Genomic DNA, 24,507 nt, shown 5'->3' with positions numbered 1-24,507 from the left:
ATCAAAGCCCCGTACGGTGCGCACGCGCCGTGAAGAAAATACCCGACGGACTATCAGCGGCTATCTCACCGGTTTTTTCAAATGTGCGCGTGTCGTAAATGTCTATGCGACCCGCATCGCGCACCGACACCCAGACTTCATGGCCGCGCGGCGTGAATTCCATATGGAGAACGGCCGGTCCGGGCTTGAGGCTGTGAACCACCTCGCCGCTCGGCGTGTCGATGATCTGAACCGTGTCATTGAGCGGATGGGCAAAATTGACCCAGACCTGGCGCCCGTCCGGCCGGGCAACGGCGAAGACCGGCTGGCCGTGGGTTTTTGTGCGGCCGGTTTCTTCAAGGGTCCGCGCATCCACCCAAAGGACTTCGTGACGGCCGACCGCCGGCAGCACGAAACGCTCGCCCGCCAGGGCCCAGCCCTCAAGATGCGGCATCTTGTAGACCGGTAACGCATCCTCGCCGCGGCCATAGCCCGCGAGGATGCGCTCCGGCGTGGGCTGCTGCTCCCACAAGTCGAGCGCCGTAAGACCGTCTTCACCGAACAGACCGGCAATGTATCGCCGGCCGTCGGCGGTGATCAGCGCATCATAGGGCCTGTCGCCAATGCCCGTGATTTTGGTGATTTGCGGCATTCCGGAGGAGAAGTCGGCTATCCAGGTCTCGCCGAGATCCCAGAGTGTGAACACGAACCGGCGACCGGGCGCATCAACAAGGCCGATGGTCTTCGATCCGGTTGGAATGTCCGCCACCAATTCCAGCGTTGACGCATCGAAGACGCGCACGCCTCCCGGCTCATAGTTGGAGACGGCGACAAGTTTTCCGTCATCGGAAATCGCCCCGCCTATGGCATTGCCGGACTGCACCACCCGCCCGGCAATCTCACCGATCAGGAGATCCACCTTGGTCAGTCCGCCGTCACGTCCGAAGACGAAGGCATATTGCTGGTCCGGCGAGAATACGACGGAAGCGTGGGAGAGATCGCCCAATCCTTCCACCCGGCCGATGGCCGCCCTTTCGGACTGGTCGACGATCAGCAGCGAACCGGTCATGCGCTCCACCACGACACCGAGGTCACCGGTGGCCCGCAATTCGTCCGCGCGAGAAGAGCCAACACCAATCGACACAATCAGCGCCGGGACAATCAACATGAGAGAAAAGGCGCGGTTCATTCTGCATCTTCCTTCAGTAAATACTCCGCAATCCATTGCGCATCCGCTTCGCTCAGGAGTGGGCGCCATGGCGGCATCGCACCACCCGGCACGCCATCGAGAACGATCTGCGCCAGGACGTCGGCCGAGGTTCCGGAAAGCGTCTCGGCCCTGATATCGGGACCTAGCCCGCCTTTCATCGTCATCCCGTGACAGGACCCGCAGTCCTGGATGACCAGACGCTCCAGTTCTGCAGCCCGTTCTAACGGCAATTCACTTGCCATTGCCGGAGACGCGGCAATGAGCATTGCGGCAAATACCCTAGACATGAACCCGTTCCAAAACTGGTTCGACGGCATATTGCGCCAGAACATCGGCCGGCAATGTGCGGTAGAGCGAGACGACATAACCGATGATGAAAAGAACGGGGCCTTCGATTTCCGCTTCGGTGGCAACATTGGCGATTTCGTCGAGATGTGAGATGAAGCGCTCTTCACGGGGTGTCGTCGCGTTGGCAATCGCCATGGCCGGCATCGAGGCGAGCATGCCCTGTCCGATAAGCCGGGTTGAAATCTCCCCGATATTCGCCGCCCCCATATAGACGACCAGCGTGGTCTGCGGGTCGGCCATTCCGGACCAATCCAGATCGAGCGGCATGTCGCTGCGGCAGTGGCCGGTGACGTAGCGGACGCTGCTGGCAACGCCGCGATGTGTCAGCGGAACGCCGGTGGAGGCGGCGGCGCCCTGAGCCGCTGTTATGCCCGGTGCGATCTCGACCGGAATTCCGGCGGCGTTCAAAGCCTGCGCTTCCTCGCAGCCCCGGCCGAATATGGACGGGTCGCCTCCCTTCAGGCGCACGACGGACAATCCTTCGCGTGCAAGCTCGACGAGAATTTCATTGATGCGTTCCTGGGGAACGGGGTGGGATTTTGGTGCTTTGCCGACCGGGATCATCCGGGCGGCGGACGGGACCAGTTCAAGCACTTCTTTCGAGACCAGCCGGTCGTATACGATTGCCTCTGCACCGCGCAGCATGCGTACCGCCTTGAGGGTCAGCAATTCGGGGTCGCCCGGACCCGCACCGACCAGAAATACCCGTCCCAGATTTTTCATGATGCGCTCCCGGCAAATGTGTTGGCAGGAAAGGAGGGCGGCGGCGGCCGCCCTCCCTCACGTGTCAGTAGATGTCCTGACGCGTATTGAAGACGTTGAACTTTCCGGTCGGTGTGATGAGGCGCGGATCCTTGATCACGTGACGGAGTTCCAGCGTCTTGTCATCGACGACCACGATCGCCGATTCCTGATCGCGTCCGTTCCAGACGGAGAACCAGATCTCATCGCCGTCCTGGTTGAACTCGCCCTGGACAACCCGCGGCTGCCCTTCGGCAATGCCAGCCCATTCGCCGATCGGCAGAACGGTATATTCCGGCTCTTCCTGGCCCAGTTCGTTGATCTTGAAGACGGCAACCGATGCGGAAATCTCGGCATCCGGATTGAGCGGCGCATCCACGTAAAGGTGTCCTGATTTCGGATGCGATTTGACGAACAGCGAACCGCCACCAAGGGCATAAAGCTGCTGAACCACCTTCCAGGCGCTGTCGGGATGGCCTTCCGGATCCGTACCGATCAGCGCGACAGTTTCGTCACCCAGATGCGAGGTTGCCCAGACCGGACCGAAGTCGGGGTGAACCAGGTTCGCACCACGGCCCGGATGCGGCGTTTCGCCCTCGGTCTCGAGAATGGCCGTCAGCGACCCTTCCTTGGTGTCGATCACGGCGACCTTGCCGCGCGCATTCGCCGCTGTCAGGAAGTACCGCTTGGTCGAATCGAATCCGCCGTCATGCAGGAACCGCTCGGCTTCGATTTCAGTAACCTTGAGGTTCTTGATGTCGGAATAGTCGACAAGAAGGATCTTGCCGGTTTCCTTGACGTTGACGATGAATTCGGGCCGGTAGTGCGACGCCAGGATCGCTGCGACACGGGGTTCAGGGTGATATTCCTGCGTGTCGTAGACCATGCCGCGGGTGGAGACGATTTTCTTCGGCTCCAGCGTGTCGCCATCCATGATGACGTAGTGCGGCGGCCAATAGGCACCGGCAACGGCGTATTTGTCTTCCCAGCCCTTCATCTTGGACGTTTCAACCGAGCGCGCCTCCGCGCCGACCTTGATCTGGGCGACCGTTTGCGGCGGATCCATCCAAAGGTCGATCATGTTGATCAGCGCATCGCGGCCGATCACGTAGAGATAACGGCCCGAGGCTGAAATACGAGAGATATGAACAGCATAGCCGGTTTCTATAATGTTATGGATCTCGTAGGATTCGCCATCGATCAGTGCAACCTGCCCGCTGTCGCGCAGCGTCACCGAGAAGAGATTATCGATATCGATGTCGTTCATCTTCTTGGTTGGTCGGTCTTCAGGAGCAACCAGGACCTTCCAGGTTTCACGCATCTCGGCCATGCCGAATTCCGGCGGTGCCGGCGGCTCGATCAGCAGGTAGCGCGCCATTGCGTCCACCTGTTCATCGGTCATCTGGCCGGATGTGCCCCAGTTAGGCATGCCACCGGGCGATCCGTAGTTGATGTAGTCGCGCAGATGCTCAAAGCCAAGTTCACGCGTCAGGTCCGGTGTCAGCGGCTTGCCTGTCGCACCCTTGCGAAGGACACCGTGGCAGCCGGCGCAGCGTTCAAAATAGACCTTGTTGGCGGCCTGGAATTCGGACGGGGTAATGACCGGGTCACCGGGCTTTCGCCCCGGTATCTCGACATTGATCTGTCCTAGGGTAGTCATGGAAGGCTCGTAGGCCGCCGCTGGCGTGTCCGCGTGCTCTTTGGGTTTGTCCTGAGCTAACACTCCGTTGGCGGCAATTGCCATTGGAAGCGTGACACTGGCGAGGAGTGCGAACCTTCGTAATTCGCGAAAGCTGGTCATGCCGAGTTTCTCCGTTGCGCTGGTGAGGCGGAGACAAGATTGTCCTCCGGCCGGTCGAGTCGCCTTGACTTTCGTTAAGGCAGGACCACTGCCCGGTCGGCAGGGTCCGCACACAAAAGCGGAGATTGCGATGCTGCTCGTCAGAGTACTCGCTGTGTTCCTGTCAGTGGTCGCGGCCCTCGCTGTCTGGCAGCCCGGTTCTGCGGCCACAACTGTGGCCAGCGAGGAATCAATTGCGGTAACAAGGCCTGACCAGGAGCAGGTGTCGCACCTGTTTGGCGGCCGGCAGTCGCTTCGGATTTCCCGCAGGGAAAACCCGGTTCCTGGCTGGCTTGTTTCATCCGCCAACGTCAGTATCGGGTTTATCGCCTCTAGCTGGGAGGTTGTACGCTCCGTCGGTTATTCGGGCCGGCCGATCGACATTCTCGTTGCCGTCGACAGAAAAGGGCACATAGCTGGCGCCGAGCTTGTGCGCCATAACGAACCGATCCTGACGCTCGGCATTTCAACCGCCGATATCAGACGCTATGTCGACGAATTTTCCGGGATTGACCTGGTCTCTGCCGCAGCCGGCAAGCCCGGAGAGTTGCCCGATATCATTTCAGGGGCGACCGTTTCCACCGGTGTCATCCGCGATGCGATCCTGCGTACGGCGCAGATCGTCACCTCCCAAAGCGCCATCGCGCAAAGGACCGGCAGCGGGATAGACCGCGTCAGCTACGAGCCCCTGCCCTGGCGCATGCTTGAGACTGAGGGCGCGATCGTCGCGACCACGGTAAAGCTGGATGAGGCGCGAACGGCGCTGTCCACCGCAAAGAACCAGGTTCCGGATGGCGAAGCGGCCTTTCTCGACCTGCGCGTGGCCGTTATCGACCCGCCGACAATCGGCGCCAACCTGCTCGGACAAGCCGACTTCACACGCATCATGGCCGCCCTCGCCCCTGGCGAATCCGCATTGCTCGTCGCCTCTCGCGGCCTTCACTCACACAGAGGGACCGCCTGGCGGCGTTCGGACATATTCGACCGGGTCGAAATCACGCAGGGCAACCGCGTCTTCAAACCGGATGCGGACCATTATCAGCGCATCGACAAGCTTGCCATTGAGGATGCGCCGGCTTTCAAGGAAATCAGTGTCTTTGCACTGCCCGCCGAGCAGTTCGACCCGGCGCAACCCTTCCAGGTGGCGGTTCTGGCAAGCCGAAAGACGGCGGATGGCGGTAACGTGGAAATGCGCATACCGGTCGATTATACACTGCCGCCGCGCTTCCTTTCACAGGCTACAGCAGTTCAACAGGCTCCGCCATTGTGGGTTTCCTCATGGCAAAACAAGCGCCTGGAGATTGCCGGCGTTCTGGTCATGCTTACCGCACTTGGCGCAATTTTATTCCTTCAGTCGGCCTTCGTGAAGCGCCCCAGACTGTGGCGCTGGGGAAGAGCCGCATTCCTGACCGTGACACTGGTGTGGCTCGGCTGGATAGCCGGCGGGCAGCTCTCGGTCGTTCAGGTCGTCGCCTTCCTGCAGTCGCTCGTGAACGGCTTCCAATGGGAGACATTCCTGATCGAGCCGGTGATCTTCATCCTCTGGGGGTTTGTGGCACTGGGACTGCTCTTTTGGGGACGCGGTGTCTATTGCGGCTGGCTATGCCCGTTCGGTGCGCTGCAGGAACTGACCAACATCGTCGCGCAGCGCCTCCGCGTTCCGCAGATCGCTGTACCCTTTGTGGTGCAGGAAAGGCTTTGGGCAATCAAATACACGCTGTTCGTGATCATCCTCGGCCTGTCGTTCTATTCGGTGGAACAGGCGCAGATGCTCGCAGAAGCCGAGCCGTTCAAGACAGCCATGACCATGCGGTTCATGCGTGCCTGGCCGTTTGTGCTCTTTGCCGTCGCCCTGCTCGTCGCTGGCCTGTTCATTGAGCGCTTCTATTGCCGATATCTGTGTCCCTTGGGCGCTGCCCTGGCGATACCGGCAAAGCTGAAACTGTTCGACTGGCTGCGCCGCCGCTCGCAATGCGGCCGGGAATGCCGGCTCTGCGAACAAAAATGCACGGTCGGCGCGATCGATCCGATCGGCCGCATAAACCCCAATGAATGCGTGCTGTGCCTGCGCTGCCAGGTGATCTATCACGATCCCAGCACCTGTACGATCCTGAAAAGACGCGCCACGCGGTCCGCCCGCCCGGTCCAGCAAAAGGGCGCGTCATGACGCCGCGTTGTCTTTGAAATCGCCGGCGCACATTTTTCGGAAAAAAGGAATATCAATGATTACCAGCCTGCGAACCCTTTTCGGTGAGGGATTTCGGATTTTCTTTCTGGCCGCCGGCCTCTTTGCGGTTTTCTCGGTAACGCTGTGGGAGGGATGGCTCGGCATTCACGCAACCGGGGGGCTGGTCACGTCCATGCCGTTTGCGCCGCCGCCCCACCTTTGGCATGCCCATGAAATGATCTTCGGCTATGCGAGCGCCGCACTCGGTGGTTTTTTCCTGACCGCAGTACCCAACTGGACCGGCGCCAAGGCCTCCCGCCACACATTCATCCTTGCCGTCTCAAGCCTGTGGCTCGCCGGCCGCCTTGTTATCTGGTGGTCGGGACACATCGATCCCGTTCTTGTCGCCGTCATCGACCTTGCATTCCTGCCGGTGCTTGCGGCCAAGATCGCAACGCAGCTCATCAAACGGCCAAAGCCGCAGAATATGATGTTCCTGGCATTGCTGACGATCATCTGGAGTGGCAACCTCCTGGTTCATCTGGAGTGGACCGGCGCCATCAACAATGGCGTATGGCCCGGGCTGCGGCTGGGGCTCCTGGGTATCACAGCCATCATTGCCGTCATCGGCGGGCGCGTCACGCCGGCCTTTACGCGCAATGCCATGACCCGGTCCGGCGTCGAAACGCATCTGCCGCGCTCACGCCGGCCACTGGAAATAGCCGGCATCGGTTCAGCGATCCTTTTGCCCCTGCTCGTCGCATTCGACCCCTCCGACACGGTTATCGGTGTGGTCGCGATCATTGCCGGTGTGGCGCAGGCGCTTCGCCTTTCAGGCTGGCGCACGGCCTGGTGCCTCAAGCAGCCGATCCTGTGGAGCCTGCATCTGGGGTTTGCCATGCTTGCCGCCGGATATTTCGCGCTTGGACTGGCCTATCTTGGACTTACCAGTGAAATCGCGGCGCTGCACATTTTAGGCATCGGCGCTGTCGGCGGCATGACCCTGGCAGTGATGAGCCGGGCGATTCTCGGACATGCCGGACTGCCGCTCGTCGCATCGCGTCCGATAGCCGTTGCCTATGGTCTTGTTTGTGCAGCCGCCATCCTGCGCGCCTCGGGATCGATGGCCGGATTGGACTGGTACAACGTCGCAACACTGTCTTCCGGCGCCCTTTGGATCGCCGCGTTTGCTACTTTCGTAGCAGTATTTTTCCCCATTCTTGTCACGCCGAAGAAATTGTAATCACGACCGTCAATACAATTGACTGAGGTCAAGGCCGGTCAATTGCAAAGGTGACAAAGGTTCTCCTGAATTTAGGAGAATACCTGTGCGCGTCCGTACGTTTTTGAGAACATTTCTGGTCCTTGCGGCCTTTTTGTGCGCGCAGCCGGTGCTCGCCGCAGATCAAGCGGAACTACCCCGTTTCCTGGGGAAGTTGCAGGCCGATTCGCTTTTTCCTGGCGCCACGGGGTTTGGGAATTTGCGGCAGGATATACCCGTTGCTCCGGTTCTGAAGGGCGGTGAGACTGTCGGCTGGGCGTTTCTGACGTCCGATTTCGTCGGCACGACGGGTTACTCCGGCAAGCCTATCCATGTGGTCGCCGCCGTCGACAAGGATGCGGTGCTGACCGGCGTCCAGCTTGTCGAACACTCCGAACCGATCGTGCTTATCGGCATACCCGATGCCAAGGTACAGCGGCTGACGCAGAGTTATGCCGGCCTCGACCTCAAGGCGGAGGCAGCGGCAGGCGGGTCGGCGCATGAGCTCGACATCATTTCAGGCGCCACCGTCACAATCATGGTGATAGACGATTCGATCGTGCGCGGCGGATTGAAGGTTGCCCGTGCGCTGGGTCTGGGCGGCCTGGCCCCGCTAACCGCCAGTGGACCGCAGCGTCAGGTCAATTCCGAGCTGCGTACCACGGAAGACTGGCTGACCCTCGCCGGTGACGGTTCGATCCGAGCGCTGACCCTCGACGTCGGACAGATCAACAACGCCTTTGCGAAGTCCGGCGATGCAAAGGCGGCCCGGCGGCGGGAAAAAGGACCGGAAACGGACACTTACATCGACATGAAGGCCGCGCTGGTCAGCGTGCCCTCCATTGGCCTCAGCCTGCTTGGCGAGGCTGAATACGCCAATCTTGAGAATTGGCTTGAAGAGGGTGAGCACGCCATCCTGGTTGCCGGACACGGCCGCTATTCCTTCAAGGGTTCGGGCTATGTGCGGGGCGGCATCTTCGACCGCATCCAGCTTATCCAAGGCGACCGCTCGGTGCGCTTCTTCGACAAGCAGCACCGCAGGCTCGGTACGGTCGCAGCCGGCGGCGCTCCCAGCTTCACCGAACTGGATATCTTCAAGATACCGGCCGATTCCGGGTTCGATCCCGCCGCACCCTGGCGGTTGCAATTGCTGGCCCAGCGCGCGACCGGACCGGTCGAAAAGAGCTTTCTGACATTCGATCTCGGCTACCGGTTGCCGGAAAAATACCTGCAACCGCTCGCAACAGCGGCTGACACAGCCGCCGAAGAAGCTGCCGCAAAAGCCGCGCTGTGGCAGCGTATCTGGCTCGACCGCAAGATCGAAGTCGGTGTGCTTGCCGCCATGCTGACCGTGCTGACCGCCGTCTTCTTCTTCCAGTTCCAGTGGACCCGCAACGAGCGATTCTTATTCTGGTTCCGCATGGGCTTCTTGACCATGACGCTGGTCTTTCTTGGCTGGTACGCCAATGCCCAGCTTTCCGTCGTCAACCTGATGGCGCTGGCCGGTGCGCTGAAGGAAGGCTTTACCTGGGACGCGTTCCTGCTCGACCCGATGATCTTCATCCTCTGGTTCTCCGTTGCCGCCGCGCTGGTCTTTTGGGGACGCGGTGCCTATTGCGGCTGGCTGTGCCCCTTCGGCGCGCTGCAGGAACTGACCAACAAGGTCGCCCGGGCGCTCAAAGTGCCGCAATGGGAGCTTCCATGGGGTCTGCATGAGCGGCTGTGGCCCGTCAAATATATGATTTTCTTCGGGCTTTTCGGCATCTCTCTCGCGTCGATACCACTTGCAGAGTCGTTTGCCGAAGTCGAACCCTTCAAGACCGCGATCATCTTGAAATTCGCCCGCGCCTGGCCATTCGTGGTCTTCGCTATCGGCCTGCTCATCATCGGTTTGTTCGTCGAGCGGTTTTACTGCCGCTATCTTTGTCCGCTGGGTGCGGCGCTGGCGATCCCTGCCCGCATTCGCATGTTCGACTGGCTCAAACGCTATCACGAGTGCGGTCATCCCTGCCGGACCTGCTCAAATGATTGCCCGGTCCAGGCCATTCATCCGACCGGCGAAATCAACCCCAACGAATGCGTCAACTGCCTGCACTGCCAGGTTCTGTATCAATCGGGCACAAAATGCCCGGTCGTCATGCGCAAGCTGAAAAGCCGCAAGGCTTTTGAAGCCCGCAACAAGGAGAGTTTCAAGGCACCACCTGTGGCTGCCGCGAAACCGGCTATGAAGAAGGAGAAAGTCAATGTCTGACAAAGAGAAATCATGGTCCATCAACCGACGGGACCTGCTCGGCGCCACGGCCGGTGGAGCGGTTCTTGCCGCAGCCGGCACGGGTGGGCTGCTAGCCTCCGGTGAGCCTGCGCGTGCCGCCGGCAAGTTTGCGCTGGAACCCGGCGAACTCGATGAGTATTACGGCTTCTGGTCTTCCGGCCAGACGGGCGAGATTCGCATCCTGGGTGTTCCGTCCATGCGCGAATTCATGCGCATTCCGGTCTTCAACCGCTGCTCGGCAACCGGTTGGGGACAAACCAACGAGTCGCTCAAGATCCTGACCGAGGGACTGCTTCCCGAATCCAAGCAGTATCTGAAAGCGCAGGGTAAGGTCACCTACGACAATGGCGATCTGCACCACCCGCACATGTCGTTCACCGACGGCACCTATGACGGCCGCTACCTGTTTGCCAACGACAAGGCAAACACGCGCGTCGCCCGTGTCCGCTGTGACGTGATGAAGTGCGACAAGATCATCGAGATCCCGAATGCCAAGGACATTCACGGCCTGCGTCCGCAGAAGTTCCCGCGTACCGGCTATGTCTTTGCCAATGGCGAGCACGAGGCTCCGCTGGTCAATGATGGCAAGATCCTCGACAAGCCGGAGGAATACGTCAACATCTTCACCGCCATCGATGGCGATGAGATGAAGGTGGCCTGGCAGGTGATCGTCTCGGGCAATCTCGACAACTGCGACTGCGACTATCAGGGCAAATATGCATTTGCCACCAGTTACAACTCCGAGATGGGCATGAACCTTGCCGATATGACGGCAAGCGAAACCGACCATGTGGTCATCTTCGACATCAAGGCCATCGAGGAAGCAGTCGCAGCCGGTGACTATCAGGAACTCCACGGCGTGCCCGTCGTCGACGGCCGCAAGGGCTCCAAGCTCACCCGCTACGTGCCGATCCCGAACAGCCCGCACGGCTGTAACGCGGCCCCGGACAAGCGCCACATCGTCATCAACGGCAAGCTGTCTCCGACCGTTTCCGTTCTAGACGTGGAAAAAATCCCGGCACTCTTCGACACGGACGCCGATCCGCGCTCCTGCGTCGTCGCCGAGCCGCAGCTTGGCCTTGGACCGCTCCACACGGCTTTCGACGGCAAGGGCAACGGCTACACCACGCTGTTCCTCGACAGCCAGGTCGCCAAGTGGAACATCGACAAGGCCATTCGCGCCTATGCCGGTGAGGATGTCGATCCGATCATCTCCAAGGTCGACGTTCATTACCAGCCGGGCCACAACTCGACCTCCATGGGCGAAACCGCGGAAGCCGACGGCAAGTGGCTGATTTCGATGAACAAGTTCTCGAAGGACCGCTTCCTCAATGTCGGTCCTCTGAAGCCCGAGAACGAGCAGCTCATCGACATCTCCGGTGACGAGATGAAGGTGGTGCATGACGGTCCGACCTTTGCCGAACCGCATGACTCGATCATTGTCCACCGCTCCAAGGTCAATCCGGTTACCGTGTGGGACCGCAACGACCCGACATTCGAGGAGGCCCGCAAACAGGCCGCAGCCGACGGTGTCGATCTGGAGGAAGGTGCCGATGAGCCGATCCGCGACGGCAACAAGGTGCGCGTCTACATGACATCGGTCGCTCCGACCTTCAGCCTGGAGAAGTTCACGGTGAAACAGGGCGACGAGGTTACGGTCTACGTCACCAACCTCGATGACATCGACGATCTGACGCACGGCTTCTGCCTGTCCAACTTCGGCATTGCCATGGAAGTGGCGCCGCTGGCGACCGCGTCGGTGACCTTCGTTGCCGAACGGCCGGGCGTCCACTGGTTCTATTGCCAGTGGTTCTGCCACGCGCTGCACATGGAAATGCGCGGCCGCATGTTCGTCGAACCGCGGGCGGCCTGATCATGATGCGTTCCGGACTCATACTTGCACTGTTGCTGACGCCGCTGACCTGTCTGGCCGGCGAACGGCAGGTGCCGGCCGAGACCGGGGCGCTGGCCACTGCTCTAGAGCAGGCGGAGGATGGCGACATCCTGCGCCTTGCTCCAGGTGTCCATGCCGGCAACTTCACAGTCGACCGTCCACTGACCATTGAGGGCCAGGGCACGGCGACCATCGAAGGCACCGGAAGGGGCAGCGTAATCACTGTTGCCGCGCAGGACGTTACCCTGCGCGGCCTCACCATCAAGGGTTCCGGCTCATCCCACGAGACCATCGATGCCGGCGTCAGCCTCGGAAAAGAGGCCGGCGGCGCCGTCGTCGAAAACAACCGGATCATCGGTAATCTTTACGGCGTCGATATTCACGGGGCCGAGAATTCACGCGTCGCCAATAATGTCATCGTCGGCCGCCAGGACCACCGGGTCAACGACCGTGGCAACGGTGTCTATGTCTGGAACGCGCCCGGCGCCGTTGTCGACGGCAACGACATTCGCTGGGGCCGCGACGGCATCTTCGTCAATACGTCGAAAAACAACAGATTCACCAACAACCGCTTCCGCGACCTGCGCTTTGCGGTTCATTACATGTACGCCAATGACAGCGAGGTTTCCGGCAACATCTCGATCGGAAACGATCTCGGCTATGCGGTGATGTTTTCCAAACGCGTGAAGGTGACGGACAACATATCCGTCGGCGATGCCGAACACGGCATCATGCTCAACTACGCCAACCAGTCCGAGGTCCGGGGCAACCTCATCCGCGACGGCAAGAACCGTTGCGTGTTCCTGTACAACGCCCACAAGAACAAGATAGAAGACAACCGCTTCGAACGCTGCGCCATCGGCATTCACTTCACCGCCGGCTCGGAGCGCAACGATATTGCGGGCAATGCCTTCATCGGCAACCGCACGCAGGTCAAGTATGTCGGCTCTCGCTGGGTCGACTGGTCGGCCGGCGGGCGCGGCAATCACTGGAGCGATTTCGCCGCCTACGACATCAATGGCGACGGCGTCGCCGATGCGCCCTACAGGCCCAATGACCGCATGGACCATATCCTTTGGACCCAGCCCTCCGCCAAACTTCTGCTCGGCGCTCCGGCCGTGCAACTGGTCCGCTGGGCCCAATCCTCATTTCCGGCGCTGCTGCCGGGCGGCGTGATCGACAGCCGCCCGCTGATGCGTCCGGTCGAGATCGAGATTCCCGAATTCGGAGATCCGTCATGAATACCCACCCGAACACATCGCCGACCGACAGCGACAATGTCCTGGTTATCAAGGGGCTGATAAAACGCCACGGCCAGACCGAAACACTGCACAATGTCGATCTGACATTGCAGCCGGGCGAACGGGTTGCCCTGCTCGGGCACAACGGCGCCGGCAAGACGACGCTGATGAAGCTCATCCTCGGCCTTTGGAAACCCAGCGAAGGCGAAATCCGCGTCGCTGGCGCCATTCCAGGCACCCAGGAAGCGCGCAGGGCTTCAGCCTATCTGCCGGAAGCGGTCGCCTTTCACAGGGCGCTTACCGGACGCGAACAGTTGACCATGTTTGCCCGCCTTGCCGGAGAATCGCCCAAGATCACAGGGCCGCTTCTCGAGCGTGTCGGCCTCGCAGAGGCCGCCGACCGGCGCATCGGAACCTGGTCGAAGGGCATGCGCCAACGCCTTGGTCTTGCACAGGTTCTTTTGGGCAAGCCCCGCATCGCGCTGCTCGACGAGCCGACCAGCGGTCTCGATCCGATTTCGCGCCACGATCTCTACGCCATCATCGACGAAATGGCCTCGCACGGAACAGCGGTGCTGATCGCTTCGCATGCGCTGACGGAGGTCGAGGCGCGCACCGATCGCATCGCCATCATGCGCAAGGGCCGGCTTGTTGCCAACGACACGCTCACCCGGCTGAGCTCGCGCGCAGAGCTGCCGATCAGGCTGCGGCTGACGGCGCAAAACAACGATGCCACCGAAATCCATGAGCGCCTCGGCGGCGAACGCATCAACGGCGCGTCTGTCGAGCTGCTTTGCCAGCCGGAAAACAAGATGGAAAGGCTGGCGCGCATAGCGGCCCTTGGAGACCTCGTCATCGATGTCGAGATGGACCCGCCCAGCCTTGAAGATCTCTACCGCCACTATTCAGGGGAGGACCGCAAATGATTTCGCGCGTCATGGCCGTTGCAGCGGCCGAACTCCATATCGCCCGGCGCAATCTGTGGGTCGTGATGGCCAGCCTCATCATGACGCTGTTTGCGCTGGCCCTCACCTTTGCCGGCGCTGCCCCCACCGGTGCGCTCGGCGTCGACCTCCTGACCGTATCCGTTGCCTCGATGACGACACTGTCGGTCTATCTCGCCCCGCTGCTGGCACTGATGATGTCCTTCGACGCCATTGCCGGAGAGAATGAGCGCGGCGGCCTTGCCCTGCTCCTGACCTATCCGGTTTCGCGTGGCGAAATCCTCCTCGGCAAATTCCTCGCCCATATCGGCACCATTGCGCTGGCAATGGTCATCGGCTTCGGTGCTGCCGGTCTTGCCGCCGCAGTGACCGGCGGAGCTGGTGCCGAGAGCATCGTTGCTCTGTTGCGGCTGATTGCCACCTCCATCCTACTCGGTGCGGTCTTTCTGGCGCTTGGATACGCCCTGTCCGCCTTCGCGAACAGCTCGACCGCCGCTGCGGGATTTGCTGCCGGCCTCTGGCTGGTATTCGTGGTGCTCTACGATCTCGGCATGCTCGGCGCGGTCGTATTCGACGATGGCGGTTTCTTCACGCGGACGGTGTTTCCGTGGATGCTTGCCTTCAATCCGGCCGACGCCTTCCGCCTGTGGAATGTCGCGGCATCGGAAAATGTTGCGCTCGCCAACGGCATGACTGGCGCCGCAGGCGCCCTGCCCGCCTGGGCCGCCCCGGCATCGCTGATTTTGTGGCCGGTGCTGGCCTTCATTCTGGCGCGCCGCGCTTTCGGAAGGGTTCAACCATGAGAATCGACCTGATCGCACTCGCCTTCATCGCGCCGCTCGCCCTTGCCGCGTGCAGCGAAGAAAAAGCGCAAATTCCGGACCCCGTGCCGCTGACGGAAAGCGCCCTCAGCCACTACTGCCAGATGTGGGTGTCCGAGCATGGCGGCCCGAAGGCGCAGATTCACCTGGAAGGCATGCAAAATCCGCTGTTCTTCGCGCAGGTCCGCGATGCGGTTGCCTATCTGCGCAGCCCCGAGCGCGAGGCCCCCGTTGCCGCCGTTTATGTCAGCAACATGTCGGCCGCAAAGAGTTGGGATGAGCCCGGCACAACCAACTGGATCGATGCCGGCAAGGCGAGCTTTGTCATCGAATCCGACGCCAAAGGCGGCATGGGCGCGCCGGAAGTCGTTCCCTTCGAAAACGAGGCCGATGCTAACAAGTTCATGGCGGGTCGGGGCGGCCGGGTGACGACGCTCGACGGGATACCCGACGAAACGGTCCTGAGCGCCGTGGAATTCGAATTGCCCGGGGAGAAAACACAATGACGCTCAATCTGACCCGTCGCCGTTTCCTGACGCTGACAGCGGCTGCCGCCGCCCTGCCCGGCCCGGCGCTCGCAGCCGCGCCGGTGGCCAAATGGCGTGGCGTTGCGCTCGGAGCAGCCGCATCGATGACCCTGAAAGGCATTGATCAAGGTGAGGCCAGCGGCATATTTGCTGCCGTCGAGGCCGAGATCTCAAGGCTTGAGGACATCTTCAGCCTCTACCGGAAAAATTCGGCCCTTGCCCGCCTCAACAGGTCCGGCGCGCTGGAATCCGCGCCTGCGGAACTGGCCGAGTTGCTCAGCCTCAGCGACGCGCTTCACACCATGACCGGCGGTGCATTCGATCCGACGATCCAGGCGCTCTGGCAGCTTTATGCACGCGCCACTTCAAACGGCAGCGTACCTTCGGCGTCAGAAATCGAGGCAACACGAAAGCGGTGTGGATGGGAGCACCTGATCAGACACGGCGGCTCGGTTTCCTTTGCCAGGGACGACATGGCGCTGACGCTGAACGGTATCGCGCAGGGCTACATCACCGACAAGGTTGCAGCCCTCCTGCGGCAACGGGGCCTCACCGACATCGCCATCGACATGGGTGAAGTCGTGGCCTTGGGCCGGGGTCCGGCCGGTGAGTCCTGGCGTGCCGGCATTTCGGCGCCTGACGGCACCATCGTGCGGCAAATCCCGCTCGAGAACCGGGCACTGGCAACATCTGCCCCGCTCGGCACCGTGCTCGATCCATCCGGGTCCATCGGCCATATCCTCGATCCCCTCACCGGCAAGCCGGGAGGGCATTGGAAACTCGTTTCCGTATCGGCCGAACGGGCAGCCCTTGCGGACGGTCTCTCAACAGCTTTCTGCCTGATGCCGCGCATCGAAATCGATGCCGTTGTTGCCGCAAATACCGACGTTTCACTGGAAATTCTCGTCTGATCGAAGATTTGCGAAGGAGTTATTATGTCGATCGTTAAAACCGCTTTATTATCCGCCCTTATCGCCGGCCTTGCAGGACCTGCATTCGCCGACGGCGACGTCGCCAAGGGCGAAAAGGTCTTCAAGAAATGCAAGGCCTGCCACGCCGTGGGCGACGGCGCGAAAAACAAGGTCGGACCGCATCTTAACGGCATCGTGGACAACACCATCGGATCCGTCGAGGATTTTAAGTATTCAAAGATCTTCCTGGAAAAGAAGGACGAGGGTTTCGTGTGGACAGTCGAGGAAATCGACGCCTATCTGACCAAACCGAAAAAATACCTTCCCGGCAACAAGATGAGCTTTGCGGGTCTCAAAAAGGAAAAGGACCGGCAGAACGTCATCGCCTATCTGCAGACCTTCGAGCCTGCCACGGAATAAGTCTTTACCTTTCGCCCGCCGTCGCGCAAGCCGTGGCGGCGGGTTTTTATTGTCTGCGATGATCCGGCTGTTGACCGGTCAATCCGAATGGGTGGCGCGACCGCTTTGAGCCCATTGCGGCTGTTTGGCGATCGTGCGAGACCATCTATGAGGAGAAACAAATGTCGCCACTCATCGAAACAATTCGCCGGGTGATTGGTGACGGAGACTTGCCAGCCATAGAATTGGCCCAGTTCGAAAGTGAACTCGTTGCCGTTACCACCCGCGACAGTCTTGGTGCCCTCATTGCGTCCGCTTTAGCTTTTCGCAAGCAAGGTCGAATGGGCGACGCAATTTCGCAAATCACTAGGGCGAATCGTGCACAACTCGACGCAATCGAAGGTATCATGCACAAGTTAGACGGAGTGCTTGAACGTCCAAAGAGCGAAGTTGTATTTGCAAAGTATCGGCAGGTGTTTCCCTTCGAGATGGGTGTTGAGAATGCTGATGATGTACTTGATCTTGTTAGAGTTTTCTACCGCGATACGCCATCGGATATCAGCTCGAAAATTGGACAACTCCACAGCTTGGAAGCTGCGTGGACAGAAGAGACCACAGCGCTTGAATTCTTCAAGGACCGATTTCAAAACGGAGGTGCCGAGGCAGAGATTGAACAAGCTCAAGGAAAGCTCGACTCGATAGCCGAAGAGCTTGAAGACGTAAGATCAGCGATTGTGGGCGCAGTTACTTCAGTAGTCGTTAGCGAGCTGGACAGACACGAAATCGGAGCAAAAGAACCTTCGGCAATCTATGAAATTTCCGGATGGCTCTACCAGATCGTCACCAGCCCAACCCTCACTAAGCCTGCAAAAAAAGTCGAGATACATGACTAATTCAACGGCAGCAATGTCCTCAATCGGGAATTTCATTGTCTTTGGAAGACTGCTTGTATTCGGATTCCGTAAATCAATTGGGCCGAAGCACGACCCATGTCTGATATTTGCCAGCTCTTAACACCCTGCATGCGAACAATCCGCGCATCTTGACTTTCGTTAAGGCCCGACTCGTCCGCACCAGTCATTTTCCCGCCACCGGAAACACTCCGAGGAGGGAATGCGCTATGCGCGAAATCATGACCAAATCCATGGCCCGGAACATATTTTACGGCGGGTCATTGTTTTTTATCGTCATCTTCATCGGCTTGTCGATCCACAGTCACTATTACATCAAAGAAACATCGACGAATAAGGCAACACTGACCGAAAGCGTCGCCCGCGGAAAACGCCTTTGGGAACGGCACGCCTGTGTCAACTGTCACACCATTTTGGGTGAAGGCGCCTATTTCGCGCCCGAAGTCGGCAATGTGATGACCCGCTGGGGCGTTGCGGACGACCCGGACGCCGCATTTGACGTAATGAAGACCTGGATGGACGCCCAGCCGACGCAGGTGGCAGGACGGCGGCAGATGCCGCAGTTCAACCTGACGGACGAAGAGGTCCGCGATCTCACCGATTTCCTGTTGTGGACCAACAGTATCCGAACCCAGGAATGGCCACCCAACGACGCGGGCTGAGGAGACAAGGCAATGAAATACCAAACACAGAAGATCGCGCAGGTCTACTTCCTGGTCGCCATGGGGCTCTTCGCCATACAGGTGCTGGGCGGACTGCTCGCAGGGTGGATTTACGTTGCGCCGAACACGCTCAGCGAATTGCTGCCCTTCAACATCATCCGCATGCTGCACACCAACAGTCTGGTGGTGTGGCTCATCCTCGGCTTCATGGGAGCGGCCTATTTCCTCATCCCGGAAGAATCGGAGCGGGAAATCCATTCGCCGATGCTGGCCTATCTGCAGCTTGCCATACTGGTGCTCGGAACGCTTGGCGTTGTGGTCACCTATGTCTTCAACCTGTTTGAAGGCAATATTCTTCTCGGCAAGGAAGGCCGCGAATTCCTCGAACAGCCGCTCTGGGTCAAGGTCGGCATCGTGGTTGCCGCTCTGATATTCCTCTACAACATCACGATGACGGTGCTGATGGGCAAGAAAACGGCCATCACCAACGTTCTGCTGATCGGTCTGTGGGGTCTGGCGCTGCTCTTCCTCTTTGCCTTCTACAACCCGGAAAATCTCAGCCTCGACAAGCAATACTGGTGGTATGTGATTCACCTGTGGGTCGAGGGCGTATGGGAACTAATCATGGCATCGATCCTGGCGTTCCTGATGCTGAAACTGACCGGTGTCGACCGCGAAATCGTTGAAAAATGGCTTTATGTCATCGTCGCAACCGCATTGTTCAGCGGCATCCTTGGAACCGGTCACCACTACTACTGGATCGGAACGCCGGGCTACTGGCAGTGGATCGGATCCGTCTTCTCATCGCTGGAAGTCATTCCGTTCTTCGCGATGATGGCCTTTGCCTTCGTCATGGTCTGGAAAGGCCATCGCGATCATCCCAACAAGGCGGCGCTCCTGTGGTCTCTCGGCTGCGCGGTACTGGCCTTCTTCGGAGCGGGCGTCTGGGGCTTTCTGCACACGCTGCACGGTGTGAACTACTACACCCACGGCACGCAGATCACGGCAGCGCACGGGCACCTCGCCTTCTTCGGGGCCTATGTCTCGCTGAATCTGGCGATCTTCACCTACGCCTTCCCGATCCTGAAGAACCGCGACCCCTATAACCAGGTGCTGAATATGGCGTCCTTCTGGCTGATGGCCGGCGGCATGACCTTCATGACCTTCGTCCTGACCTTTGCGGGCACGGTTCAGACCCACCTGCAGCGGGTCATGGGAGAGGACTTCATGAGCGTTCAGGAACAGCTCCACATCTTCTACCTGATGCGTTTTGGGGCCGGTGTCGCTGTGGTTCTTGGAGCGGTGCTCTTCATCTATGCGGTGCTCGTGCCGCGTAAGGAAATCATCGAACCTGGTCCCGCTCACCGGATGCCGGCGGAGTGATGACCATGGAAGGTTCACGTGCGCTGGAGGGGGCTCAGGCCCCCTTCTACCTGCCGCAGGGCGACGAATGCGATGTCTTTACCGCCGCACATGCCAATGGCCTGCCGCTTCTCCTGAAGGGCCCGACCGGCTGCGGCAAGACCCGCTTCGTTGCCCACATGGCTTCGCGGCTCAACCGCCCGCTCTATACCGTCGCCTGCCATGACGATCTGTCGGCGGCCGATCTGATCGGGCGTTATCTCCTGAAAGGCGGCGAGACGGTTTGGGTCGACGGGCCCCTCACCCGGGCAGTTCGTGCCGGCGCCATCTGCTATCTGGACGAGGTGGTGGAAGCGCGCAAGGACGTGACTGTCGTTCTGCATCCGCTGACGGACGACCGCCGTATCCTGCCGATCGATCGCACTGGCGAAGAACTCGAGGCAGCCCCCGGCTTCATGCTGGTTGCCTCTTACAACCCCGGCTACCAGAACATCATGAAGACGCTGAAGCCGTCGACGCGGCAGCGCTTTTTGTCCATCGAGTTCGATTTTCCGAACGCCGAGCAGGAAACGCAAGTTGTCGCCGCCGAAAGCGGCCTGCCTGCCGAGCGCGTTGCGCCACTGGTGCGCCTTGCCGGCAAGCTGCGCGGCTTGCGGGGACAGGATCTGGAAGAAGGCGTCTCTACGCGCCTGCTGGTTTACTGCGCAACCCTGATTTGCCAGGGCATGCCCGTTGAGCGGGCTATTCTGGCCGCAATGATTGAGCCGCTAACTGACGATGAGGATGTGAAACGCGGGCTCCTTGATCTCGTAACCGCTGTTATCGGGTGAGGTACGGCGGTGACCGGGATCGAATATGAGCTGTGGGAACCCGAAGAAACTGTCGGGAAATTATGGCACAGCTTTGCCAGCCGTCTGGATGCACCTGAGGTGCATGAAGGGGCCGCGGTCGGCTTCGATGAGGTCGACGGGCGGCTGGCAGTCTTTTTCCGCGGGCTCGGCGGCGGGCGCGCCGTGGAAATCAAATCCGTTACGCCTGAAATCAGCAGGCATCGATTGTCCTGGCGGCGGCGCGTGGCGACACCCGACGAACGCATTGCCAGATCAAGTTTCGATGGCGAATGCCTGCGTCTGCCGTCACGCATTGCCGAGTTTCCGCAAAGGGAGGCCAATGCCTCGCTGTTTTTCTGGCTGACGGCAACAGCCGCCCATGCGGTGGAGCCAATCATCGAAGAAGATCCGCTACGTGCCGATCTGCGAGCGCTGTCGGCCGCATGGCGCATGACGCAAAACACGCTTGCCGATTGCCCCGGCCTGCGCAGCCTTTTTGATATGCTGGCACAAAGCAGCCGGGACATCCGCCGCGAACGAAGCCTGCCGGCCGTGGAAAAGGCCGTAGAGCAGACCATTCATGCACTGCTGGGTGGTGAATCTCCGAAAGATCGGCTGGCATGCGAGATGATCGCATGCGTCAAGAACGCTGACGCAGAGCTGGGCGCATTTGTTGCGCCAAAGGGCTACAGACCTTTTCTTCCGGTTCCGCTGTGGCCGGACCTGCGTCAACTCGCCCGCTCCGCCGCAACGGAGGTGGAAACGCCCGACACCGACGGAGCACCGCAGGAGAGCAAGGAAGGTGCACACCGCGCCAGGCGCAGAAAGACCGACCAGGCAGAGCGCGGCGACAGCCTGAACCTTCACCGGTTCGAGGCAATTTTGTCCTGGACCGAATTTCTCAATATCAACCGAAGGGTTGATGACGACGACCCTGACAATGCCAAAAAGGCGGCCGAAGATCACGACGAAATCGTGCTTGGGCAAATATCGAAAGCGCCGGCGACGCGGCTGAAACTGCACCTCGATCTTGCTCCCGAGGATGTCGATCGGGAACGGCTTTCGGGCGCGCATGTCTATCCCGAATGGGATGCGCGCTCAGGCAACTATCTTCCCGAACATTGCCGGGTGCTGGCCAGTGAAGCGGAAACGACAGACGAATCCGCGCCGTTCAATACCGACGACCACGCCCATCGCCGGATTCGTGCGGTCAGGCGCCAATTCGAGGCACTCCAGCCGCGGCGCATCTCCCTTCCCGGCCAGCCGGATGGAGACGATCTGGATCTCGAAGCCGCCGTTCGCTCGCAGGTTGACCTGAAGGCAAACGGCCGCGGCACGCAGCGTATCTGGCGCGATGTACGTCCGCTGGCGCGTGATCTGGCCGTTTCAATCCTGCTCGATACGTCCCGCTCCACCGAAAGCGCAGTGACGGGACGTGCCGTTATCGACATCGAGCGCGAGGCGCTGACCGCCCTCGCCTGGGGTCTTTCCGCCTGCGGCGACGACTTTGCCATTAATGCTTTCTCGTCACTGCGCCGGGACCGTGTCTATCTCCGCCGCTGCAAGGATTTCTCCGAACGGATGGATGCGGAAGTCGAGGCACGTATCGCCGGGCTCAAGCCCGGATTTTACACGCGCCTCGGTGCAGCGGTTCGGCACGTCTCAGCCGATCTGGCTTTGCAGCCACACCAGCGGCGGCTGCTTCTTGTCATAACCGACGGCAAACCCAACGATCTTGACCACTATGAAGGGCGCCATGGCATCGAGGACAGCCGAATGGCGATCCGCGAGGCCCGGCGGGCCGGACAAGCGGTTTTCGGTGTCACAATCGATGCCAAGGCTAAATCCTGGTTTCCCCGCATTTTCGGGCGTGGTGGCTACGCGGTGATATCCAACCCCGACAGGCTGACCACGGCCTTGCCTGAAATTTACCGCCAACTGGTGGGCGAATGACGGCGCAACGCGAAGAAGACGCGCTTTCGCAACTGCCCGGCGATCTGATGATGTGGGTTCTCATCGTCAGCGAATTGCTGGTGTTCGGTGCGGGACTTGCCGCCTTTCTATCCGTCCGGATCACTGATCCGGCAGGCTTTGCAGCCGCGCAGGATCATCTCGACCGTGCGGCGGGCGGCATCAACACTGCGGTGCTGATAACAAGCGGCCTGTGCGCCGCCCTCGCAGCGCGGCTCAGCACCGCCGGCAACCGCGTTGAGGCACGACTGTGGCTTGGCGCTGCGGCGGGCCTCGGAGGGGTTTTCCTCTGGGTCAAGGCCATCGAATATATCGACAAAGCGTCCGCCGGTATTGGTACGGAAACCCATCCGTTCTTCACATTCTATTATCTGCTGACGGGTTTTCACGCGGCCCATGTGGTGGCTGGCATCATCATTCTGGCGCTCGCTGCCTGGCGCGACAGTCCGCGCAACATCGAAACCGGAACCGCCTTCTGGCACATGGTCGATCTCGTCTGGGTGCTTTTGTTTCCGGTGATCTATCTGTTGAGGTAAGGCGATGATGGCCGATGTTTTATGGCGCAGCTGGGGCTGGCTCCTGGCGCTCAGTTTCGGCAGCACCGCGGCAGCGCTGGCCGTCGACACCGGCGATGCCGGACATGTTGCGGGAGCTGCAATTCTGATGCTTGCCTATTTCAAGGCGCGGCTGATTTTATCGCACTATCTGGGGCTTGCCGAAGCGCCTTTTTGGCTGCGCGGATTCAATCTGGCCATCGGTTTGTTCATGGCGCTTCTGCTCGCGCTCTATTTGATACCCGGGCTATAAATCGGCCTGAATGTCCACCGCGGCACGCAGCTCGGGCGGCAACTCGAACTCGGCAAGTACCCGCGCTCGGCCCTCCGCCGACATCTTGCGCGCCGTTTTTGACACGATTCTCAAAATCTTTTCTGTTTCATGTCCTTCAGAAAATTCCTTAAAGTACCACTTCAAAAACACCAGACAGGCGACATCCTCGAGCATCTGCACTTCCGCATCGCGCTTGATGCCTTCCTTGCGCAGCAATTGTTCCACCCGATCGCGATCGTTCCTGTCGTAGCCGGCTCCCGCCATGATCTCGGCGACGCGCTGCGCATGAAAGGCCGCCTGCGCCTTGCGCCAGGTCAGATATCCGGCTCGGCCTTCGGGATAGGAATTGCGCGGCATTTTCCAGCGCTCGATGTGCTGGCCTCGCGCTGCGATCTTCAGGTGTTCGCTGGCGCCGTGGGCAATGCGCTCCAGTTCCGCCGACATGCGGTGCCCGTAAAGAAGCGCCGCCGGCAGCTCGGCATTCTCATCATGCTCGAGTGTCGGGTCGGCCGAGTTGGCCGCATCGATAGCGGAATAGACTTTGTCGAGCCTGCCGTTCACTGTGCCCTGCTCCAGGCTTCGGCCCTGTCAGACTCGACATAATTATGCAGACGCGCAACGTCGGAAATGGCGGCATGGTTCTGGTTTACCTTCACGCCGATGGAGCGCAGACGCGCAAAGGCGCGCGACAGGCTCTCGGGCTTCATGCCCAGCCTGCCGGCTATCAGTACCTTGTCGTATGGAAGCGTCACGGCGCACGGGCCTTCGTCTACCGGACACAATTCCAGCAGAAATTCGGCCACCCGCTGCGCTCCGGTCTGGGCCGTTAGCTGCTCCACCTGTGCTACGAGGTCGTGCAGGTGTTTATAGGTCGATGCAAGCATCGCCGTGCAGACTTCCGGACGCGATTTCATCATTGTCAAAATAAGGCTGGCGCGCACCTGCAAGACCCTGCAATCGGTCGCCGCCTCAGCGGTAACCGGGTAGACATCATTGCGAAACGCCACAGCTTCACCGAAGCTCTGGCCTTTTGTCAGAACGCTGACGACGGCCTCCGCGCCGTTTTGCGATATACGGAACAGCTTTACCCAGCCGCCGAGCACGACATAGACGCTGTGAGCGGGTTCGGCCTGCAGGAATATCGTTGCACCCCGATCAAAACTGCGGGCTTCGGATTGCGCAAGAATGGCGTCGGCAACATCCCCAGGCGCACTCGCCAACAGGATCGACTCCATTGCAATCTGCCGGTCGCCGATCTGTTGCATGATCATATTTCCCACTTGAGATAATGCGTTAAGTTAGCAAAGCGCAGATTTTATCACATTGAGCTAGGTCAAAGCGAGGCGTCCATACTGCCAGCGAATGCGCCGCCCGCAAAGCCTCTTACG

23 protein-coding genes are annotated in these 24,507 nt (G+C 60.1%); 17 read left to right on the top strand and 6 right to left on the bottom strand.

All coding sequences use genetic code 11. The features are described from left to right. Position 1 precedes the first annotated feature (1 nt). The 4 genes from ABVT35_RS05225 to ABVT35_RS05210 form a co-directional block, all read right to left on the bottom strand. Positions 2-1,168, bottom strand: a complete 1,167-nt coding sequence (locus ABVT35_RS05225; RefSeq protein ID WP_368465224.1) for a cytochrome D1 domain-containing protein — start codon at positions 1,166-1,168, stop codon at positions 2-4. Further along, positions 1,165-1,476: a cytochrome c gene (locus ABVT35_RS05220; protein WP_368465223.1), complete on the bottom strand. Its 312-nt coding sequence runs from the start codon at positions 1,474-1,476 to the stop codon at positions 1,165-1,167. Before ABVT35_RS05220 ends, ABVT35_RS05225 begins: the two co-directional genes overlap by 4 nt. Then, positions 1,469-2,260, bottom strand: a complete 792-nt coding sequence (gene cobA, locus ABVT35_RS05215) for a uroporphyrinogen-III C-methyltransferase (protein ID WP_368465222.1) — start codon at positions 2,258-2,260, stop codon at positions 1,469-1,471. Before cobA ends, ABVT35_RS05220 begins: the two co-directional genes overlap by 8 nt. 64 nt (positions 2,261-2,324) lie before the next feature. Beyond that, positions 2,325-4,079 (bottom strand): cytochrome D1 domain-containing protein, encoded by a 1,755-nt coding sequence (locus ABVT35_RS05210; protein ID WP_368465221.1) that lies wholly within the window; start codon positions 4,077-4,079, stop codon positions 2,325-2,327. Positions 4,080-4,209: 130 nt separating this feature from the next. Here ABVT35_RS05210 and ABVT35_RS05205 point away from each other — a divergent pair, with 130 nt between their 5' ends. The 17 genes from ABVT35_RS05205 (at position 4,210) to ABVT35_RS05125 (ending at position 23,098) form a co-directional block, all read left to right on the top strand. Then, positions 4,210-6,285 (top strand): 4Fe-4S binding protein, encoded by a 2,076-nt coding sequence (locus ABVT35_RS05205; RefSeq protein WP_368465220.1) that lies wholly within the window; start codon positions 4,210-4,212, stop codon positions 6,283-6,285. 55 nt (positions 6,286-6,340) lie between these two features. Then, positions 6,341-7,528 (top strand): NnrS family protein, encoded by a 1,188-nt coding sequence (locus tag ABVT35_RS05200; RefSeq protein ID WP_368465219.1) that lies wholly within the window; start codon positions 6,341-6,343, stop codon positions 7,526-7,528. Between the two features lie 238 nt (positions 7,529-7,766). Continuing rightward, positions 7,767-9,797 carry a 4Fe-4S binding protein gene (locus ABVT35_RS05195; protein ID WP_368465218.1) on the top strand — a complete coding sequence of 677 codons (2,031 nt, stop codon included), beginning with the start codon at positions 7,767-7,769 and terminating at the stop codon, positions 9,795-9,797. Then, a complete protein-coding gene (gene nosZ, locus ABVT35_RS05190) occupies positions 9,790-11,691 on the top strand; it encodes a TAT-dependent nitrous-oxide reductase (RefSeq protein WP_368465217.1) in 1,902 nt (633 codons plus the stop codon). Before ABVT35_RS05195 ends, nosZ begins: the two co-directional genes overlap by 8 nt. A gap of 2 nt (positions 11,692-11,693) precedes the next feature. Then, positions 11,694-12,953 (top strand): nitrous oxide reductase family maturation protein NosD, encoded by a 1,260-nt coding sequence (locus ABVT35_RS05185; RefSeq protein WP_368465216.1) that lies wholly within the window; start codon positions 11,694-11,696, stop codon positions 12,951-12,953. After that, positions 12,950-13,879 carry an ABC transporter ATP-binding protein gene (locus tag ABVT35_RS05180; protein WP_368465215.1) on the top strand — a complete coding sequence of 310 codons (930 nt, stop codon included), beginning with the start codon at positions 12,950-12,952 and terminating at the stop codon, positions 13,877-13,879. Before ABVT35_RS05185 ends, ABVT35_RS05180 begins: the two co-directional genes overlap by 4 nt. Beyond that, a complete protein-coding gene (locus ABVT35_RS05175) occupies positions 13,876-14,700 on the top strand; it encodes an ABC transporter permease (protein ID WP_368465214.1) in 825 nt (274 codons plus the stop codon). Before ABVT35_RS05180 ends, ABVT35_RS05175 begins: the two co-directional genes overlap by 4 nt. Then, entirely contained in the window at positions 14,697-15,224 is a 528-nt protein-coding gene (locus ABVT35_RS05170; protein WP_368465213.1) for a nitrous oxide reductase accessory protein NosL, read from the top strand. Before ABVT35_RS05175 ends, ABVT35_RS05170 begins: the two co-directional genes overlap by 4 nt. After that, positions 15,221-16,156 carry an FAD:protein FMN transferase gene (locus tag ABVT35_RS05165; RefSeq protein ID WP_368465212.1) on the top strand — a complete coding sequence of 312 codons (936 nt, stop codon included), beginning with the start codon at positions 15,221-15,223 and terminating at the stop codon, positions 16,154-16,156. The genes ABVT35_RS05170 and ABVT35_RS05165 overlap by 4 nt, the downstream gene beginning before the upstream one ends. 24 nt (positions 16,157-16,180) lie before the next feature. Beyond that, complete coding sequence (locus ABVT35_RS05160; RefSeq protein ID WP_368465211.1) at positions 16,181-16,576, top strand: c-type cytochrome; 396 nt, start codon at positions 16,181-16,183, stop codon at positions 16,574-16,576. Between the two features lie 161 nt (positions 16,577-16,737). Next, positions 16,738-17,448 (top strand): hypothetical protein, encoded by a 711-nt coding sequence (locus ABVT35_RS05155; RefSeq protein WP_368465210.1) that lies wholly within the window; start codon positions 16,738-16,740, stop codon positions 17,446-17,448. 227 nt (positions 17,449-17,675) lie between these two features. Continuing rightward, positions 17,676-18,128 carry a cytochrome c gene (locus tag ABVT35_RS05150; protein ID WP_368465209.1) on the top strand — a complete coding sequence of 151 codons (453 nt, stop codon included), beginning with the start codon at positions 17,676-17,678 and terminating at the stop codon, positions 18,126-18,128. A gap of 12 nt (positions 18,129-18,140) precedes the next feature. Further along, the gene (locus tag ABVT35_RS05145; protein ID WP_368465208.1) at positions 18,141-19,511 is read left to right on the top strand and encodes a cbb3-type cytochrome c oxidase subunit I; all 1,371 of its coding nucleotides are present in this window, start codon (positions 18,141-18,143) and stop codon (positions 19,509-19,511) included. Continuing rightward, complete coding sequence (locus tag ABVT35_RS05140) at positions 19,511-20,320, top strand: CbbQ/NirQ/NorQ/GpvN family protein (protein ID WP_368465207.1); 810 nt, start codon at positions 19,511-19,513, stop codon at positions 20,318-20,320. Before ABVT35_RS05145 ends, ABVT35_RS05140 begins: the two co-directional genes overlap by 1 nt. 9 nt (positions 20,321-20,329) lie before the next feature. After that, the gene (locus ABVT35_RS05135) at positions 20,330-22,273 is read left to right on the top strand and encodes a nitric oxide reductase activation protein NorD (RefSeq protein WP_368465206.1); all 1,944 of its coding nucleotides are present in this window, start codon (positions 20,330-20,332) and stop codon (positions 22,271-22,273) included. Beyond that, a complete protein-coding gene (locus ABVT35_RS05130; RefSeq protein WP_368465205.1) occupies positions 22,270-22,827 on the top strand; it encodes a cytochrome c oxidase subunit 3 family protein in 558 nt (185 codons plus the stop codon). The genes ABVT35_RS05135 and ABVT35_RS05130 overlap by 4 nt, the downstream gene beginning before the upstream one ends. A 4-nt stretch (positions 22,828-22,831) precedes the next feature. After that, complete coding sequence (locus ABVT35_RS05125) at positions 22,832-23,098, top strand: cytochrome C oxidase subunit IV family protein (RefSeq protein WP_368465204.1); 267 nt, start codon at positions 22,832-22,834, stop codon at positions 23,096-23,098. Here ABVT35_RS05125 and ABVT35_RS05120 read toward each other — a convergent pair. Beyond that, on the bottom strand, positions 23,093-23,680 hold the full coding sequence (locus ABVT35_RS05120; protein WP_368465203.1) for a DUF4202 domain-containing protein: 588 nt from the start codon (positions 23,678-23,680) through the stop codon (positions 23,093-23,095). The genes ABVT35_RS05125 and ABVT35_RS05120 overlap by 6 nt on opposite strands. Then, positions 23,677-24,384 (bottom strand): Crp/Fnr family transcriptional regulator, encoded by a 708-nt coding sequence (locus ABVT35_RS05115; RefSeq protein WP_368465202.1) that lies wholly within the window; start codon positions 24,382-24,384, stop codon positions 23,677-23,679. The genes ABVT35_RS05120 and ABVT35_RS05115 overlap by 4 nt, the downstream gene beginning before the upstream one ends. Positions 24,385-24,507: the final 123 nt, after the last annotated feature.

The sequence above is a fragment of the Hoeflea sp. TYP-13 genome (assembly GCF_040932035.1).
Classification (GTDB): Bacteria; Pseudomonadota; Alphaproteobacteria; order Rhizobiales; family Rhizobiaceae; genus Hoeflea_A.
The sequence above is the reverse complement of the archived record's forward strand: the minus strand, read 5'-3'. Positions and strand labels throughout refer to the sequence as shown.